The following is a 17,386-nucleotide window of genomic DNA, read 5'->3' on the forward strand; positions in this document are numbered from 1 at the left end:
GCCATGATCCGGCTCTCGGGGGTCGGGAAGACCTACGACGACGGCACGGTCGCCGTCCACGAGCTCGACCTGGAGGTCGGGCGCGGTGAGCTGGTGTGCCTGGTCGGCCCGTCGGGCTGCGGCAAGTCGACGACGCTGAAGATGATCAACCGGCTCATCGAGCCGACCACGGGCACCATCGAGATCGACGGGCGCGACGTGACCGGGGAGGACCCGGTGCAGCTGCGCCGGGGCATCGGCTACGTCATCCAGGAGGTCGGGCTCTTCCCGCACCAGAAGATCATCACCAACGTGATGACCGTCCCCCTCCTCTATGGCGAGCCGAAGCAGAAGGCACGGGAGCGCGCCGCCGAGCTGCTCGACCTGGTGGGCCTCGACCCGGCCCAGTACGGCGACCGCTACCCCCACCAGCTCTCCGGCGGCCAGCAGCAGCGGGTGGGGGTGGCCCGGGCGCTCGCGGCCCGGCCGCCGGTGCTGCTGATGGACGAGCCGTTCGGCGCGGTCGACCCGCTGGTCCGGCTGCGCCTGCAGGACGAGTTCCTCAAGCTGCAGGCCGAGCTCGGGGTCACCGTCGTCTTCGTCACCCACGACATCGACGAGGCCGTGCGCCTCGGCGACCGGGTCGCGGTGTTCGCGACCGGGGGCCGGCTCGCGCAGTACGACACGCCGGCGCGGCTGCTGGGACGCCCGGCCGACGACTTCGTGGCCGACTTCGTCGGCTCGACCACCGGCCTGCGGCGGCTCCAGGTGATCCCGCTCGACCCGGCGCACGTCGAGCCGCTCGACGGGGTGCGGGCCGGCGACCTCGGCGCCGCGATCGACGTCGACTCCACGCTGGGCGAGGCGCTCACCGTGCTGCTGCGCGACGACCGCGGCATGGTGGGCGTCCAGGACGGCGCCCGGTTCGTGGGGGTGCTCACCCCCAACGGCATCCACCGGGCCCTGCGTGCGGCCCTCGCGGAGATGGCCGAGGCCGGCCCGGCAGCCTGACCGAACCGGGCCCGCACGCGGCCCGACCGGGTCGGGCTCAGCGGACGGGCACGTCGCGGTGCCAGGACTCGGTGACGTAGCGCGTCCGCCAGCCCAGCGACTCGTAGAGGCCGGCCGCGCCGGTGGGCGAGTCCGCGTCGACCTCGAGTCCGACCCGGTCGCGTCCGCGCCGCGCGGCGTCGGCGATGATCGTGCGCAGCAGCCCGGTCGCGACGCCGCGGCCGCGGGCCGCCTCGAGCACGCCGAGGTAGGAGACGTAGGACCCGTCCGGCCCGGTGGTGCTCTCCGACACGGTCCCGATCAGGGCCCCGACCGGCACGGGCTCGGCACCGTCCACGATCTCGGCCAGCCACCAGTGGTCCCAGCGGTGGCCGGGGTCCTCGCTCAGCCGGAAGCAGAACTCCTCGAAGGTCTCCTCGCTGGAGTTGAAGTGGTCGACGAAGGCGCTCTCCAACACCTCGTGCACCTCGCGCAGGTCACCCTCGTCCGGCATCCCGGTGCCGGCACGACCGACCTGCCGGACGACCACGCCGTCGCGCACCCACCGCTCCGGGTCGGCCACCAGGTCCGCCTCGTCGGCCCGGACCGGCCTGCTCATCTGCCACCACCGGCGGACCCGCTCGAACCCGCCGTCCGCGAGCCACCGTGCCTGCCGCAGGTCGCCCTCGAACGCCCCGGTGTCGATCTGCTGGGTCTCGAGCCCGCGTGCCGCGCCGACCGCCCGGGCCTGGCCCTCGGCCCACTCCAGCAGCGCGTCGGAGCAGGCGTCGGCGACCTCGTCGGGCAGGCCGCGCGCGACGATGTGGACGAACAGCATCCGGCCCACCGACCGGTCGTGCACGCTGCCCCACGCCCAGATCTCACCGGCCGGGTCGCGGACCACCAGGTTCTCGCGCATCCGCAGCCCGGGCTCGGAGACCTCGACGAGCACCTCGTCGACGCCGGCCGCGGCCCACCCCCGGCCATGGTGCTCGTGGGCCCGGAGCAGGTGCGTGAGCCGGGCGACGTCGAACCGGTCGGCCGGGTCGGGGGTCCCCACGGTCCAGCCCTCCGGGAGCGGGGGCCGCTCGATCAGCTGGTCGGGGTCGCTCTCGAACCGGTTCTCGTCGGGGATCACAACCAACCATGCCCCCGACGTCGGGGCCGGGAAACGTGGCCTGCGACTCAGGCGTGCCGGCGCTGGGCCGCCTCGGCCTCGCGCCACGCGCGGGTGACCACGTCGAGCTCGGCCTTGGTGGCGTCGAGCTCGTGCTCCAGCTCGGTCACCCGGGTGACCGCCTCGGCGGCCACCTGCTCGGCGTCGGTCAGGCGGACGGCGAGGGCGGCGCCGTCGCGCTCGGCGGCGTCCGCTCGGCGCGCCTCGGCGTTGAGCTTGCGGACCGCCTCGGCGGCCCGGTGCTGGGCGGAGGTGACCGCGTCCTCCAGCTCGCAGATCGACTGCTCGTGGCGGGCGATCCGGCCGAGCATGGTCTCGGCGAACGCCTCGTTCTCGGCAGTCCGCTCGGCGGTGATCAGCCGGTAGGCCTGAGCCTGCTCGGCACGGTCCCGGGCGGCGTCACGGCGGGTGGCGACCAGCTCGGCGTGGGTGATCCGGGTCGCGGCGGCGCCCAGGCCGACCGCGACGACGGCGGCCACGACGACGAGGCCGGGCCGGCCGCTCAGGACCGCCGCGCCCACGAGGGCGGCGGCGGCGATCAGGAGGACGACGGCGACCGTCAGTCGGGTGCTGCGCTGACGGCGCCGCCCGGCGGGTGCCTGGGGGGAAGCCATGGGGTCAGGCTAGGCGTCGTCCGGGTCGGAACGGACGCGACACGCGCGCTCGAGCAGCAGCGACGTGACCACGACGGCCACTCCGGCGAGCGCCGCGGCCGCCGAGCGCCACATCCGCTGGCTGGCCAGGTCGGAGTCGATGCCGACCCAGCTGACGGCGTACCCCGCGTAGCCACCGGCCAGGAGCGCCCCCACGAGGGCGCAGGCCCGCGCGAGCACCAGCCGGTTGACCGCCTGCTGCGGCTCCAGCCGCTCGTGGTGGACGTGGACGGTCCGCCAGGTGAGGTACGCCGTCGCCCCGAGGATCACCGCCACCAGCACCAGTGCCAGCGGCTGGGCCCAGGTCACCAGGGGTGCGGAGTCGCTGAACCGCACCGACACCGAGTGCAGCAGCCACCCACCGACCAGGCCGGCGACGCCCCAGGCCGTGAGCGCGGTCCACGAGGTCGGTCGGAGCCGGCCGGTCGGCTCGTCGCCGGACGGACCGGTGGTCACCGGACCCTCACCGGCGGGTCACTGGGTCTCGAGGACCAGGTCGTCGCGCAGCTTCATGCCGCTCTGGTCGGTCCGCTCCAGCAGGTCGGCCACCGGCCCGAGCCCGGGGAAGTCCGCGTCCGGCTCGACGTCGAGCCAGGGACGCAGCACGAACGCACGCTCGGCCGCGCGCGGGTGAGGCAGCCGCAGGAACGGCTCGTCGCTGCGCCGGTCGCCCACGACCACGAGGTCGACGTCCAGGGTGCGGGGCGCGTTCGGCACGTCCCCGCGCTCGCGCGCGTAGGCGTCCTCGATGGCCAGGGCCCGGTCCATCAGTCGGGTGGCGGCGAGCGTGGTGTCGATGAGCACGACGGCGTTGAGGAACGCGTCCGCCTCCGGCGGGCAGTCCACCGGCTCGGTCTCGTAGACCGGCGAGACCGCGGTGACCCACACGTCCGGGGTGTCCGCGATGGCCTCGACCGCTCCCTGCAGGCTCGCCATCCGGTCCCCGAGGTTCGACCCCAGCGCCAGCACCGCCCGCCGGATCGGACGCATCTCGCCGGTCAGCGTGTCGGTGTCGACGATGTGCGGGTTGGGGGTCTCAGTCACGGGCGGACCTCGCGTTTCCGGGTGATCGTGAGCGTGACGTCCGAGAACGTCGCGTCGATGGGCGCGTCCGGCTTGTGGACCGTCACCCGCGCCCATTGAACACGGTCGTCCAAGAGGCAGACGTCCGAGATCCGCTGGGCCAGGGTCTCGATCAGGTCGACCGGATCCTTCTCCACGGCGGCTTTCACCGAGGCCACGAGACTTCCGTAGTCGACGGTGTCGTGCAAGTCGTCGGAGGCCGCCGCGGGGGCGGTGTCGATGCCCAGGACGAGGTCGATGACGAAGACCTGCCCCTCGCGTCGCTCGAACTCGAAGACCCCGTGGTGACCGAAGCACTCGATGCCGGTCACGGTCAGCTCGTCGGTCGTCCGCTCGCTCATGTGGTCGGGACCTCCTCGGTCGTGGTGGCGTCCTCGGCGAGCCGCTCCAGGACGCGGAGCGCGTCCCGCGCGGCCCGCACGTCGTGCACCCGCAGCCCCCAGACGCCCTGCTGGGCCAGCAGCACCGTGAGGGCGGTGTTCGCGTGCTCGCGCTCGCCCACCGGCCGCGGGGTGCCCCGCCGGTCGGCGAGCAGCTGCCCCAGGAAGGACTTGCGGCTCGCGCCCACCAGCAGCGGGCGACCGAGCACCGACAGCGCGCCGAGGTCGCGCAGCAGCCGCCAGTTGTGGATCGGCCGCTTGGCGAAGCCCAGCCCCGGGTCGAGCACGACCTGCTCGGCCGCCACGCCCGACGCCAGGATCGCGTCGAGCCGGGCCGCCAGCTCGTCCCGGACCGCCGCGACGACGCCGCCGGGCCCGTCGTACACCGCGAAGTCGCGCATGTGGTCGGCGTGGGCCCGCCAGTGCATCGCCACGTAGCGCACGCCGGCCTCGGCGACCACACCGAGGATCCGGGGGTCGGCCAGCCCGCCGGACACGTCGTTGACGACGGTGGCGCCTGCCGCGACGGCCGCGGCCGCGACCTCGGCCCGCATCGTGTCGACCGAGACGGTGGCGCCCTCCTGCGCGAGCGCGGTGATCACCGGCACGACCCGGCCCAGCTCCTCCTCCACCAGCGGCCGGGTCGCCCCCGGCCGCGTCGACTCCCCGCCGATGTCGAGGATGTCCGCACCGTCGGCCAGCAGGTCGCGGCCGTGCGCGATCGCCGCGTCCGGGGCCAGCCAGCGCCCGCCGTCGGAGAACGAGTCGGGCGTGACGTTGACGACGCCCATGAGCACCGGGGTCGTCAGCATGGGGTCGACCCTAGCGAGGACGCGCCAGCGGACTCGCTGATGGTGGTCGAGCGAGCCGCGCGGCTGAGGAACGAAGCCGCGACCGGCGTGTCGAGGCCGAGGACGCGCCAGCGGACTCGCTGATGGTGGCTGACGGGTGGATGAATCCCCGGTCAGCCGGGGATTCCTGACGTTGTCGGGGGTTGCAACGGCCGACAACGTCAGGAACTGCCCGTCCGCTGTGGCTGGTGGGACTCGTGGGGCCGGCCGAGCAACCTCGACCGCAGCGATCGGCGGCGCACCCGGCTGGGCGGGCGTCGCGGCCGTCACCGCCGAGCCGGATCAGCCGTTGCGGTGGATGAGCGCCATCGCCTCGGCGCGCGTCGCGGCGTTGGAGCGCATGGTGCCGCGCACGGCGGAGGTGATCGTGCGGGCGCCCGCCTTCTTCACCCCGCGCATGGTCATGCAGAGGTGCTCGGCCTCGATCACCACGATCACGCCGCGCGCCTCGAGGATCCGCATCAGCGCGTCGGCGACCTGGGTGGTCAGCCGCTCCTGGACCTGCGGCCGCTTGGCGTAGAGGTCCACCAGCCGGGCCAGCTTGGACAGCCCGGTGATCTTGCCCGACGCCGCCGGGATGTAGCCCACGTGGGCGACGCCGGTGAACGGCACGAGGTGGTGCTCGCACATCGACCACAGCTCGATGTCGCGGACCAGCACCATCTCGTCGTGACCGAGGTCGAAGGTCGTCGTGAGGACGTCCTCGGGCTGCATGCGCAGTCCGGCGGTCAGCTCGGCGTAGGCGCGGGCGACCCGGGCAGGGGTGTCCTGCAGCCCCTCGCGGTCAGGGTCCTCACCGATCGCGATCAGCAGCTCGCGGACGGCGGCCTCGGCACGGGCGTGGTCGAACGGCGGGATGTCGGCGGGGTCGCGCTCGTCGAACCCGATGGGATCGGTCATGGCGCCTCAGCGTGGGGGCAGGTCGGGGCCCGAGCCAGGGAGCTCCACGCCGGGGTCGCCGTGGACGTCGCCGCCGGACCCGGGCGGGGTGAGGACCGCACCGGCCTCCTCCTCGGGCCCGTGGCCGTTCTGCCCGTTCTGGGCGGCAGCGCGGTCCTTGATCCACTGCGGGATCTCGACCGGCGGCAGGGTGGAGGGGTGCCGGAGGTCCGAGCCGGTCCAGGCCGGCCGCTCGGGGCGGCGGCGCAGCGGCTCGAAGATCCGGGCGACCTGCTCCTTGTCGAGGGTCTCCTTGTCGAAGAGCTCCAGAACCAGGGCGTCGAGCACGTCGCGGTTCTCCTCCAGGATCTCGAAGGCCTCCTGGTGGGCGGTCGCGAGGAGCTTCTTGGTCTCCTCGTCGACGATCGCGGCGATCTCCTCGGAGTAGTTGCGCGAGTGTCCGAGGTCGCGGCCGAGGAACGGCTCGGAGTTGGACTCCCCGAGCTTGATCGCGCCCAGCCGCTCGGTCATGCCGTACTGGGTGACCATCGCGCGGGCGACGTTCGTGGCCTTCTCGATGTCGTTGCCGGCACCGGTCGTCGGGTCGTGGAAGACCATCTCCTCCGCGGCCCGGCCGCCGAGCATGTAGGCCAGCGAGTCGAGCATCTGGGACCGCGTCTGGGAGTACTTGTCCTCGTCGGGCAGCACCATCGTGTAGCCCAGCGCCCGGCCGCGCGGCAGGATCGTGATCTTGTGCACCGGGTCGTTGCCCGGCAGCGCCGCCGCGACCAGGGCGTGACCGCCCTCGTGGTAGGCGGTGATCAGCTTCTCCTTCTCGCTCATCAGGCGGGTGCGCCGCTGCGGACCGGCGATGACGCGGTCGATCGCCTCGTCCAGCGCCTCGGAGGTGATCAGCTTCTGGTTCGCGCGCGCGGTCAGCAGCGCGGCCTCGTTGAGGACGTTGGCCAGGTCGGCGCCGCTGAAGCCCGGCGTACGGCGGGCCACCGACCTCAGGTTGACGTCCTGCGCGAGCGGCTTGCCGCGGGCGTGGACCTGCAGGATGTGCTCGCGGCCGCTGAGGTCGGGGGCGTCGACCTGGATCTGGCGGTCGAAGCGGCCCGGGCGCAGCAGCGCGGGGTCGAGCACGTCGGGACGGTTGGTCGCGGCGATCAGGATCACGCCGCCGCGGACGTCGAAGCCGTCCATCTCGACCAGCAGCTGGTTGAGGGTCTGCTCGCGCTCGTCGTGGCCGCCGCCCATGCCGGCGCCGCGGTGGCGGCCGACGGCGTCGATCTCGTCGATGAAGACGATCGCCGGCGCGTTCTCCTTGGCCTGCTCGAACAGGTCGCGCACCCGACTCGCGCCCACACCGACGAACATCTCGACGAAGTCGGAGCCGGAGATGGAGTAGAACGGCACGCCCGCCTCGCCCGCGACGGCCCGCGCCAGCAGCGTCTTGCCGGTGCCGGGCTGCCCGTAGAGCAGCACACCCTTGGGGATCTTCGCTCCCACGGCCTGGAACTTGGCCGGCTCCTGGAGGAACTCCTTGATCTCCTGCAGCTCCTCGACCGCCTCCTCGGCGCCCGCCACGTCGGCGAACGTCGTCTTGGGCATGTCCTTGGAGATCAGCTTGGCCCGGGACTTGGCGAACTGCATCACGCCCCGCCCGCCGCCGCCCTGGACCTGGTTCATGAGGAAGAGGAAGAGCAGGATGATCAGCGCGAACGGCAGCAGCGTGGCGAGGATCGACCCGATCAGGCTGGGCTTGGGGACGTCGACGTTGAACTGCTCGATGTTGCCCTTGTCGACCTGCTGCTGGACCTGGTCCTCCAGCGACGCCTGGGTGCCGTCGAGCCAGAAGGCGGTGACCTTCTTCCCGTCGTCGAGGGTGGCCTTCATCTGCTGGTCACCACCGTCGACGAAGGTGATCTCCTTGATCTCGCCGGTGGAGATGTACTTGCTCATCGTGGAGGCGTCGACCTCGTCGTACCCACCGTTGGGCGTGAGGTACTGCAGGGCGAGCAGGACACCCACGACGGCGAGGACGATCCACAGCCACGGACCCTTGAATATGCGCTTCACGGACTTCTCTCGGACAGACCAGACGGGACGGTCGACGGTACACGCGCACCGTCGGCTGCCCTCCATTGTCGCAGGCCGGTCCAGCCGGGGGCATTCGAGGCGATCCCAGGGCGGTGGCACCGAGAGATCGGCGCTCGACCCACCGGGTCTCGACACGCCGGTCGCGACCTCGCAAGCTCGGTCGCGCGGCTCGCTCGACCGCCATCAGCGGGTCCGCTGACGCGTCCCCGCTCAGGAGTACACGTGCGGCGCCAACGTGCCGATGTCGCGCAGGTTGCGGTAGCGCTCGCGGTAGTCCAGGCCGTAGCCGACGACGAACTCGTTGCCCGGGATCTGCGCAGCGTCCCAGCCGACGTACCTCAGGAGTACACGTGCGGCGCCAACGTGCCGATGTCGCGCAGGTTGCGGTAGCGCTCGCGGTAGTCCAAGCCGTAGCCGACGACGAACTCGTTCGGGATGTCCCAGCCGACGTACTTGACGTCGACCGGCATGGTGAGCGCCTCCGGCTTGCGCAGCAGGGTGCAGATCTCGACGCTCGCGGGGTTGCGCGAGGTGAGGTTGGAGGTGAGCCAGGACAGGGTCAGGCCGGTGTCGATGATCTCGTCGACGATGATCACGTGCCGGCCCGAGATGTCGGTGTCGAGGTCCTTGAGGATGCGCACCACGCCGCTGGACTTGGTGCCCGAGCCGTAGGACGACACCGCCATCCAGTCCATCTCCACGTGCCGGCCGAAGCTGCGCGCCAAGTCGGCCATCACCATCACCGCGCCCCGGAGGATCCCGACGATCAGCAGGTCCTTGCCGTCGTAGTCGGCCTCGATCTGCGCGGCGAGCTCCCGGAGCCGCTGCTGGATCTGCTCCTCGGTGAAGAGGACGTTGACGAGGTCGTTCTCCACCTGGGACGCGTCCATGGCGCTGACTCTAGGGCCTGGCGGCCGATCCGTCGCCGTCGCGTCGGGGCGCCGGCCCCGTCACCGGGCCGAGGTCAGCGACGCCCCTTCTTCACGACCAGGGTGAGGCCGGGTGAGCTCGACGGCCGCAGGCCGTCGTCGTTGCCGAGGAAGTACGCGCGGAGCACGTGGTTGCCCTTGGGCAGCCGAGGCAGGGCGACGGTGACCGCGCCGCGGTCGCCGCGGCGCACCGCGTCCCGACCGATCACGTGCCGTCCCTCGCGGACGACGACCACCCCGGTGGGCCGCTTGGTGGCCGAGGTCCGCACGCGCACGTCCACGATGCCGTGCTGGCGCGTGGTCACCACCCGCCGCTCCAGGCCGGCCGAGGTCGTCGTCGAGTACAGCCTGACGATCTCGACCTCGCCGAGGTCGACGGTCTGGCCGAGGCGCCGGATCCGGATCGGCCCGTAGGTCTCCGTGCGGTAGCCGCGCTTGCTGAGCGTGACCGTGTAGGAGCCCTTCTTGCCGACCTCGAGGAAGAAGTACCCGTGCTGCGGGCCCCCCTCCTGGTCGCTGGCGTAGGTGAGCGCCGACGCGGACGGGGTGGCCGCGTGCCCACGGGTGGCCTCCACGGAGACGTCGTCGACCTCGCGCCCGAGCTGGTCGGTGACGACACCCTCGATCAGGGGCGGCCGGTGGGTCGCGGCCACCACGGCACGGACGGGGTCGGGTGCGGGCGCCGCGTTCGCAGGCAGCAGGTGCGGCGCGGCCAGCACCGCACCGGCCGCGGCCAGTCCGGCGGCAGTGAGGGCGGCGAGCGGGCGGCTCGGGGACATGGTCGGCTCCTCAGGATCACGATGGTCGGCCCGAGGCCGACACCCGAGTGTGCACCCCGGTCGCCCCGCCTGTTCGCCGAACGACGGTCGTTCTCACGAACTCGGGTCGAAGGTCCCCTCGACCACCAGCCGTCCGTCCGTGCGGCGGCAGCGCAGACGGCCTGGGAGGTCCACCCACTTCTGCCCGTGCCAGTCGGTCAGCAGGGCGTCCATGGCCAGCACGTGCTCGTGGAACAGCTCCGACGCGGGGCTGCCCGCCGCCAGCGCCGCCAGCCGGAGGACCCGGCGCCGCAGCGCGTCGGGCTGGGCGAGGAGCCCGTCGACGGGGAGGTCCGTCAGCCCGGCGTACGCCGCCTGCGCGACGTCGTCGAGGAGATCCATGTCGACGCGGAGCTGGTCGGCGGTGCGCGCTAGCGCCTGGGCCACCCCGGGACCCAGGGCCTCCTCGAGGACGGGAAGCACGGTGCGGCGCACCCGCACCCGCGCATACCCGGGGTCGTCGTTGTGGGGGTCGTCCCAGTAGTCGATGCCCTGCACCTGGCAGGCCGTGACCGTGTCGGCCCGCGCCACGTCGAGCAGGGGACGGTGGAAGCCGTCGAACGCCCGGCGCATCCCCGCCAGGGACCGGCCGCCGGAGCCACGCGCCAGGCCGAGCAGCACCGTCTCGGCCTGGTCGTCGCGGGTGTGGCCGAGCAGCACGGGGGCCCCGAAGCGCTCCATCAGCTGCTCGAGCACGGCGTACCGCGCCCGCCGGGCCGCGGCCTCCGGGCCGAGCCCGCCGGGGTCCACCCGGACGGACACCGAGGCGGTCTCGTCCGCGCCCAGCCCGGCCATCTGGGCCACGACGCGCGCCGCGTGCCCGGCCGAGCCCTCCTGCAGCCCGTGGTCGACGGTCGCGCCGACCACGCGCCACCCCTGCTTGTGCCCCTCGAACAGCGTGGCCGAGAGCAGCGCGAGCGAGTCGGCTCCCCCGGAGCAGGCCACCACCACCGTGCGCGCCGGCCCGACCTCGGCCAGCAGCCGGTCCAGCAGCCGGCGCACCGGCCGGCGGACGGCGGCGACGGCCGGGTGCAGGCTCACAGGACGCGGCTGACCCAGCCGGCCGGCTCGGCGATCTCCGCCTTGGACGGCAGGTTCTCCGGACGCTCCCACACCGCGTTGAAGTCAGACATGCCGACCTTGTCGACGACGTGCCGGACGAAGATCGCGCCGTCGCGGTACTGCGCCATCTTGGCGTCCAGCCCGAGCACCCGCCGGACCAGCCGGTCGAGGGAGCCGGCGCCCTTGCGGCGCTTGTCGAACCGCCGGCGGATCGTCGCCACCGTGGGGATGACCTCGGGGCCGACGCCGTCCATGACCACGTCGGCGTGGCCCTCCAGCAGCGACATCACGCCGGTGACCCGGTCGACGATCTCCTTCTGCTCCGGGCTGCTGATCGCGTCGAGGAGGCTGCCGCCGCCCCGGACCGCGTCGGCGATCCGGCCCACGCCGTCGCCGAGGAGGCTGGACGGCTCGAGGGTGTCCGCGAGCGCCTGCATCTCAGCGAGCAGGTGGTCGGCCAGCCACGGGTTGGCGGTGAACTGGACGCGGTGGGTCTCCTCGTGCAGGCAGACCCAGAGCCGGAAGTCGCTCGCGTCGACGTCGAGCTCCCGCTCGACGTGCACGATGTTGGGCGCGACCAGCAGCAGCCGCCCGTGCGGCGCGTGGAAGGGGTCGAACTGGCCCAGCACCTTGCCGGCCAGGAAGCCCAGGAGCGCGCCCACCTCGGCGCCGGTGACCCGCGAGCCGACAGCGAGCGACCACCCCGTCGGAGCGCCCTTCCCGGCGGTCAGCTTCTCGACGACCGGAGCCAGGACGGTGGAGAAGCCGTCGGCGTTCGCGGCGACCCAGCCGGCACGGTCGACGACCAGCACCGGGGCCGTGCCCTCACCCCCCTCGAGGCCGGTGAAGTCGCGCACCAGCCCGGTCGACCGCTCCGCGCCCGCGCGGAGCTCGGCGACCGCCGCGTCGGCCTCCGCCCGGGAGATCTGCGGACCCTCACCGGCCAGCCGCGACCCCAGCGACACCGCCAGGCCCCAGTCGACCATGCCGTCGCTCGTCATGGGGCGACCGTACCCGCGCCCCCGCAACGGCAGCCCGCGAGCGCGCTCGCGGCGTCGTCGAGAGCCGCCCGCGCGTCCAGGGTGTCGACCACCGCGACCCGGTCGGCGACCAGCGCGAACAGCATCGGCGTCCCCGACGCGTCGGTGACGATGCCGGCCAGGCCGCTGACGCCGGTCAGGGTGCCGGTCTTGGCCGCCACGAAGCCTCGGCCGCCCGGCGCGGTCTCGAAGCGCTCGGCGAGGGAGCCGGTGAAGCCGGCCACCGGCAGGCCGGTCACGACGGCGCGCAGCTCCGGGTGGTCCTCGGCCCCGGCCACCTCGAGCACGGAGGTCAGCGTCCGGGGGTCCAGGCGATCCATCCGGGACAGCCCGCTCCCGTCGTGGGTGACGGCACCGGTCGTCGGGACCCCGAGACTTCGGACGGTGGCCAGCACGTCCCGGGCGCCCGCGGCGAACGAGCCCTCCCCGGAGACCGCGAGCCCGACCTGCCGGGCGAGCACCTCGGCCGCCTCGTTGTCGCTGACCTCCACCGTGTGCTCGACGATCCGGTCGAGGGTCAGGCTGGACAGGGTCGCGAGCGGCGCAGCGTCGGCGGGGGCGGTCGTCTCGGCCGGCGTCCCGCTCACCCGCACGCCCGCACGCTGCAGCGCGGCGGCGAAGTCGGTCGCCGCGGTCGCCGCGGGGTCGGTGACCCGCCCGTACCCGCTCGGGTCCCGGCCCTCGTCCACCCACAGCGACTCGATCGGGGAGACGACGCCGTCGGCCACGTAGCCGGCCGGCCAGAAGGGGCTGACCGCAGGCCCCGTGAACAGGCTGGTGTCGTAGCCGACCCGCACCGCGCCGACGTCGCGGACCCGCAGCGCGGTTGCGGTCTGCACCGCCAGCCGGCGCAGCCCCGCGTGGGTCAGCAGCGGATCGCCGCCGCCGACGAGCACGACGCGGTTGCGGCCGGCGGCCACGACCGTGGTCTCGAAGGTGTGGTCGGGCCCGAGCACCTCCAGCACGGCGGTGGTCGTGAGGAGCTTGAGGGTCGAGGCGGGCGTCGTCGTACCGCTGCCCTGCTCGTAGAGCACCCGGCCGTCCAGGTCGGTGACCAGGGCGCGGACGTGGCGGCCGAGGTCGGCGTCGCCGAGCGGCCCGGCCACCGCCCGGCGTACGGCGGCGGGGCGGGCCGTGCCGGCCGCGGTCTCCGCGACCGGGGCGGGTGTGTCGACCGCGGGGAGGGCCAGCCCGGGCGGGGGCGCGACCGCGGCCGGGCCGGCCGCGGGCTCCTCCCCGCGGTCCACCAGCAGGGCCGTGGTGGCGGCGCCGAGGATCGCCAGCACGGCGACCACGGGGAGCCAGAACGCCAGCCGGTCGTGGCGTCGGTCACGTCGGCTCATGTCTCACCCCCAGTCCAGTGCACGATCGGGGCCATTGTGCGCGAGACTGGTCCAGGCCCGTCGCGGCGGGCCTCTCGTGACCTGACGACGCCCGGAGGATGACGTGCTCGAGTTCGACGTGCTGGTGGAGATCCCCAAGGGACAGCGCAACAAGTACGAGGTCGACCACGTGTCCGGCCGGATCCGCCTCGACCGGACCCTGTTCACCTCGACGCAGTACCCCGCCGACTACGGCTACATCGAGAACACGCTGGGCCTCGACGGCGACCCGCTCGACGCGATGGTGATCCTCCAGGAGCCGACGTTCCCCGGCTGCCTGATCCGGTGCCGCGCCATCGGCATGTTCCGGATGACCGACGAGGCCGGTGGTGACGACAAGGTCCTGTGCGTCCCGGCCACGGACCCCCGTCTCGAGCACCTGCGTGACATCTCCCACGTGTCGAAGTTCGACCGGCTGGAGATCCAGCACTTCTTCGAGGTCTACAAGGACCTCGAGCCCGGCAAGTCGGTCGAGGGCGCCGAGTGGGTCGGGCGCACCGAGGCCGAGGCCGAGGTGCAGAACTCGTTCAAGCGGTTCGAGACCGAGGGGCACTGAGCCCGCTCGTTTCCCCGGTCGACCGGGGAAATGAGCAGACACGCCGTGCGCAGACGGCGTGTCGTGCACTCTTCCCCGGTCGACCGGGGAAAGGAGTGACGCACGAGGCCCCTGAGGTCAGCCCACCAGGTCCGGCGCGCGAAGCACCTCCGGCGGGATGCCCCAGGCGTCGACGAGGGGTACGGCGATCGGGCGGATCGCCCGGCAGAGCCGGTTCACCTCGCGGCTGATCGCCTTGGAGCGCTGCACCGAGAGCCGGCCGTGCTCCATGAACCAGGCCCGGTCGGCCTCGATGGTCGTGAGCGCGAACAGGTCGCACAGCAGCCGCAGCGCCACCCGGTTGTCACCGTCGGGCACCGAGCGGACCTTGTCGACGAACGCCTCGAGGACCAGCCGCTCGACGTGGGCGTTCGCGGCCGCGACGACGTGGTCCTGCACCCGGGAGAACACCTCCCCGGGGGCCAGGCCCTGGTCGATGCCGCGCTTGAGCCGGCGGGCGACCCCCGCCAGCACGTGCTCCTCGCGGAACCGCAGCATCGCGAGCTGGTGGTCGGCGTCCAGCAGCCCGGCCTCGGCGTCGCCGTCCTCGCCGCCGGTCGGCAGCAGGTCGCGGACCCGCTCCAGGAGCTTGTGGACCGACGTCTTCTCGATGATCGTCTCGACGGCCAGGCCGGCCACGAACCGCACGGTCCCGAGCTGGTCGAGGTCCTCGAAGTCGCTGGCGTAGTCGGTGAGCAGGCCCTTGGCCACCAGCTGCAGCAGCACGTGGTTGTCGCCCTCGAACGTCGTGAAGACGTCGGTGTCGGCCTTGAGCGCCGCGAACCGGTTCACGGCGAGGTAGCCCGCGCCGCCGCAGGCCTCGCGGCACTCCTGGATGGTCCGCGTCGCGTGCCAGGTGCCGAGCGCCTTGGTGCCCGCCGCCCGTGACTCGAGCTCGCGCCGCGCGAGGTCGTCGCTGCCGTCGGGCGAGGTGGTGCCGGAGAAGACCTCGTGCAGCTGGGCGGCGACGACCTCCTGGGCGAAGTGGAGAGCGTAGGTCCGGGCGACCAGCGGCAGCAGCCGGCGCTGGTGCAGCCCGTAGTCGAGGAGCAGCTCCTCCTCGGCCTCGGACGTCGCCTCGAACTGGCGCCGACGGTCGCCGTACCGCACGGCGACGGCCAGCGCGACCTTGGCCGCGTTGATGCCGGCACCGCCCACGCAGACCCGGCCCTGCACGAGCGTGCCGAGCATCGTGAAGAACCGGCGGTTGGGGTTCTCGATCGGGCTCTCGTAGCGGCCGTCAGGCGTGACGGAGGCGAACCGGTCGAGCAACGCGGTCCGCGGCACCCGGACGCCGTCGAACCACAGCCGCCCGTTGTCGACGCCGTTGAGGCCCATCTTGCGGCCGTCGTCCTCGATGCGTACGCCGGCGCACGGCTCGCCCCCGACCCGGATCGGGACGACGAAGGCGTGCACCCCCTCTGAGGTGCCACCCACCTCGAGCTGGGCGAAGACGACCGCGAGCTCGGCGTGCCTCGCCGCGTTGCCGATGTAGTCCTTGCGGGCGTCCTCGCGGGTCGTCGTGACGACGAACTCCTCGCTCGCCGGGTCGTAGGTCGCGACGGTGCCCAGCGCCTGGACGTTGGATCCGTGGCCGGACTCGGTCATCGCGAAGCAGCCCATCAGCCGTCCGGACACCAGGTCCGCGAGGTAGGCGTCGTGGTGACGCTTCGTGCCCAGCTGCAGGATCGCCCCACCGAAGAGCCCGAACTGCACGCCGACCTTCACCAGGACGGAGAGGTCGCCGTACGCCAGGGTCTCGAACGCGGCGATCGAGGCGCCGATGTCGCCGCCTCCGCCGTACTGCTGCGGGAAGCCCATCCCCGTCTGGCCGGTCCCGGCCATCTCGACGACGACCTCGCGGACCCGTCCGCGGAAGTCGTCGACGGACAGCTCCTCGGCCTCCTCGAGGATGTCGGCGTAGGCCGCCAGGTTGGTGCGCACCAGGTCGCGCACCTCCGCGTACCTGCCGTCGAGCAGCGCCCGCAGGGCCGGCACGTCGACGTCGGGCGGGACCGGCCGGGCGGTCGACGGCGCGGCGGTGTCGGTGGCCATGGGTGGTGGTTACCCAGCCCGCCCCCGCGCCACGCGGTGATCTGGACCGCCTTCTGCGTCAGGGCCGGGCGTAGAAGTTCGGCGTGATCCAGTAGTACATCGAGGTCTCCTCGACGTCCCTGCCGGTGCGCGGCGCCTGGATGATCTGGCCACCCCCGACGTAGAGGGCCACGTGGTAGATCGAGGACGGGTTGCTCGAGGAGCCCCAGAACACCAGGTCACCGGGCTGCAGCTGGCCGGCCGAGATCGGCGTGGACTGCTCGTACTGCGCGACCGAGTAGTGCGGGAGGTACTTCCCGCCGGCCCGCCAGGCACCCATGGTCAGGCCCGAGCAGTCCCACGAGCTCGGTCCGGCCGCGCCCCACACGTAGGGCTCGCCGATCTGGGCACGCGCGAAGGCGATCGCGGCACCCACGCCGGAGGCCGGGGCCGGCGGCGCCGGGTCCGGGGCGGGTGGTGGGCTCGACGGCGCGGGCGACGGGTCCGGCGCCGAGGGGGCCTGCGGGTCACGGGCCTGGTCCTGCGCCTGGTCCTGCGCCTGCTGTCCGGTCTGCTCCTGGGCGGCCTGCTCCTGTCCGGTCTGCTCCTGGGCGGCCTGCTCCTGGGCGGCCTGCTCCTGGGCGGCCTGCTGCTCGCGCTCGGCCTCCGCGGCGGCGGCCGCCGCGGCCGCGGCGCGCTGTTCGAGCGCGGACTGCCGGCGCTCGGCCAGCGCGACGCTGACATGCTGGAGCTCGGCGAGCCGCTGGATCAGGGCCGTCTTCTGCTCGGCGATGGCGGCGGCCTGGGCGGCCGCCTGGTCCGCGGCCGCCTGGGCCGCGTCGCGAGCGTCCCGCGCGCGCCGGGCCGCGGCCGTCGCGTCGTCCTCCGCTGCGGCGGCCTGCTTCTCGGCGACCGTGGCGAGCACGGCGGAGGCGCGGAACCGGTCGTAGTTGTCGTCCAGGGCCGTCTGGGCGTTGCGCAGCGAGGTGGTGCGGTCCACGACGGTGCCGATCCCGTCGGACCGGACGATCGCGGACAGCGCCGACAGCTCGGGGGCCATCTCGTAGGACGACACCAGCGCGTCGCCGTAGGTCTGCTGCTGACGGCGTACGTCGGTGGCCGCGACCTGCGAGCGCTCCCGGGCCGCCTGGGCGGCCCGGCGTGCCTCGGCGGCACGCCAGCGCGCCCCGTTGTAGGCCTCGCTGGCCTGGGCGGCGGCGATGGCGGACTGCTGCAGCTGCTGGTTCGCCACCACCAGCTGCGCGCGGACGGCGGCCACCGAGTCGGCGGCCGCGCCGACGGCGGCGCGGGCGTCGCGGACGTCCTGGCGGGTGGGCACGTCGTGGTCGTCGGCCGCCGCGGCACCGGCGAGCGCGCCACCGGTCACGAGGGCCAGGGCCAGGGCTGCTGCCGCCCCACGTGTCCGCACTG

The 17,386-nt window shown here is 73.4% G+C and carries 17 protein-coding genes; 2 read left to right on the top strand and 15 right to left on the bottom strand.

What is annotated here, in order from left to right; genetic code table 11:
• Window positions 1-3: 3 nt before the first annotated feature.
• Window positions 4-990, top strand: coding sequence for an ABC transporter ATP-binding protein (locus tag ACILRH_RS11355; RefSeq protein WP_395693338.1), 987 nt, complete (start codon window positions 4-6; stop codon window positions 988-990).
• Window positions 991-1,027: 37 nt separating this feature from the next.
• Here ACILRH_RS11355 and ACILRH_RS11360 read toward each other — a convergent pair whose 3' ends face one another.
• From ACILRH_RS11360 to dacB, 13 genes are all read right to left on the bottom strand, one after another.
• The gene (locus ACILRH_RS11360; protein ID WP_395693339.1) at window positions 1,028-2,107 is read right to left on the bottom strand and encodes a GNAT family N-acetyltransferase; all 1,080 of its coding nucleotides are present in this window, start codon (window positions 2,105-2,107) and stop codon (window positions 1,028-1,030) included.
• Between the two features lie 47 nt (window positions 2,108-2,154).
• On the bottom strand, window positions 2,155-2,760 hold the full coding sequence (locus ACILRH_RS11365; protein WP_395693340.1) for a hypothetical protein: 606 nt from the start codon (window positions 2,758-2,760) through the stop codon (window positions 2,155-2,157).
• 9 nt (window positions 2,761-2,769) lie between these two features.
• On the bottom strand, window positions 2,770-3,255 hold the full coding sequence (locus tag ACILRH_RS11370) for a DUF3180 domain-containing protein (protein WP_395693342.1): 486 nt from the start codon (window positions 3,253-3,255) through the stop codon (window positions 2,770-2,772).
• A gap of 18 nt (window positions 3,256-3,273) precedes the next feature.
• The gene (folK, locus tag ACILRH_RS11375; protein ID WP_395693344.1) at window positions 3,274-3,843 is read right to left on the bottom strand and encodes a 2-amino-4-hydroxy-6-hydroxymethyldihydropteridine diphosphokinase; all 570 of its coding nucleotides are present in this window, start codon (window positions 3,841-3,843) and stop codon (window positions 3,274-3,276) included.
• Entirely contained in the window at window positions 3,840-4,223 is a 384-nt protein-coding gene (gene folB / locus ACILRH_RS11380) for a dihydroneopterin aldolase (protein WP_395693346.1), read from the bottom strand. Before folB ends, folK begins: the two co-directional genes overlap by 4 nt.
• The gene (gene folP / locus ACILRH_RS11385) at window positions 4,220-5,074 is read right to left on the bottom strand and encodes a dihydropteroate synthase (protein WP_395693347.1); all 855 of its coding nucleotides are present in this window, start codon (window positions 5,072-5,074) and stop codon (window positions 4,220-4,222) included. Before folP ends, folB begins: the two co-directional genes overlap by 4 nt.
• Before the next feature lie 321 nt (window positions 5,075-5,395).
• The gene (folE, locus tag ACILRH_RS11390; RefSeq protein WP_395693349.1) at window positions 5,396-6,013 is read right to left on the bottom strand and encodes a GTP cyclohydrolase I FolE; all 618 of its coding nucleotides are present in this window, start codon (window positions 6,011-6,013) and stop codon (window positions 5,396-5,398) included.
• Between the two features lie 6 nt (window positions 6,014-6,019).
• Complete coding sequence (gene ftsH, locus ACILRH_RS11395; protein WP_395693351.1) at window positions 6,020-8,074, bottom strand: ATP-dependent zinc metalloprotease FtsH; 2,055 nt, start codon at window positions 8,072-8,074, stop codon at window positions 6,020-6,022.
• A gap of 359 nt (window positions 8,075-8,433) precedes the next feature.
• On the bottom strand, window positions 8,434-8,985 hold the full coding sequence (gene hpt / locus ACILRH_RS11400) for a hypoxanthine phosphoribosyltransferase (protein ID WP_395693352.1): 552 nt from the start codon (window positions 8,983-8,985) through the stop codon (window positions 8,434-8,436).
• 74 nt (window positions 8,986-9,059) lie between these two features.
• Entirely contained in the window at window positions 9,060-9,803 is a 744-nt protein-coding gene (locus ACILRH_RS11405; protein WP_395693354.1) for a carboxypeptidase-like regulatory domain-containing protein, read from the bottom strand.
• Window positions 9,804-9,896: 93 nt separating this feature from the next.
• A complete protein-coding gene (tilS, locus tag ACILRH_RS11410; RefSeq protein WP_395693355.1) occupies window positions 9,897-10,883 on the bottom strand; it encodes a tRNA lysidine(34) synthetase TilS in 987 nt (328 codons plus the stop codon).
• Complete coding sequence (locus ACILRH_RS11415) at window positions 10,880-11,905, bottom strand: zinc-dependent metalloprotease (RefSeq protein WP_395693357.1); 1,026 nt, start codon at window positions 11,903-11,905, stop codon at window positions 10,880-10,882. The genes tilS and ACILRH_RS11415 overlap by 4 nt, the downstream gene beginning before the upstream one ends.
• Complete coding sequence (dacB, locus tag ACILRH_RS11420; RefSeq protein ID WP_395693359.1) at window positions 11,902-13,287, bottom strand: D-alanyl-D-alanine carboxypeptidase/D-alanyl-D-alanine-endopeptidase; 1,386 nt, start codon at window positions 13,285-13,287, stop codon at window positions 11,902-11,904. The genes ACILRH_RS11415 and dacB overlap by 4 nt, the downstream gene beginning before the upstream one ends.
• Window positions 13,288-13,390: 103 nt before the next feature.
• Between dacB and ACILRH_RS11425 the strand changes: the two genes are divergently transcribed.
• The gene (locus ACILRH_RS11425; protein WP_395693361.1) at window positions 13,391-13,882 is read left to right on the top strand and encodes an inorganic diphosphatase; all 492 of its coding nucleotides are present in this window, start codon (window positions 13,391-13,393) and stop codon (window positions 13,880-13,882) included.
• Window positions 13,883-13,999: 117 nt separating this feature from the next.
• On the opposite strand, the gene ACILRH_RS11430 is transcribed toward ACILRH_RS11425, so the two are convergent.
• Both ACILRH_RS11430 and ACILRH_RS11435 read right to left on the bottom strand, forming a co-directional pair.
• Window positions 14,000-15,976 carry an acyl-CoA dehydrogenase gene (locus tag ACILRH_RS11430; RefSeq protein ID WP_395693363.1) on the bottom strand — a complete coding sequence of 659 codons (1,977 nt, stop codon included), beginning with the start codon at window positions 15,974-15,976 and terminating at the stop codon, window positions 14,000-14,002.
• Between the two features lie 58 nt (window positions 15,977-16,034).
• Entirely contained in the window at window positions 16,035-17,384 is a 1,350-nt protein-coding gene (locus ACILRH_RS11435; protein ID WP_395693365.1) for a C40 family peptidase, read from the bottom strand.
• Between the last annotated feature and the right edge of the window lie 2 nt (window positions 17,385-17,386).

The organism is Nocardioides sp., from assembly GCF_044226765.1.
Taxonomy (GTDB): Bacteria; Actinomycetota; Actinomycetes; order Propionibacteriales; family Nocardioidaceae; genus Nocardioides.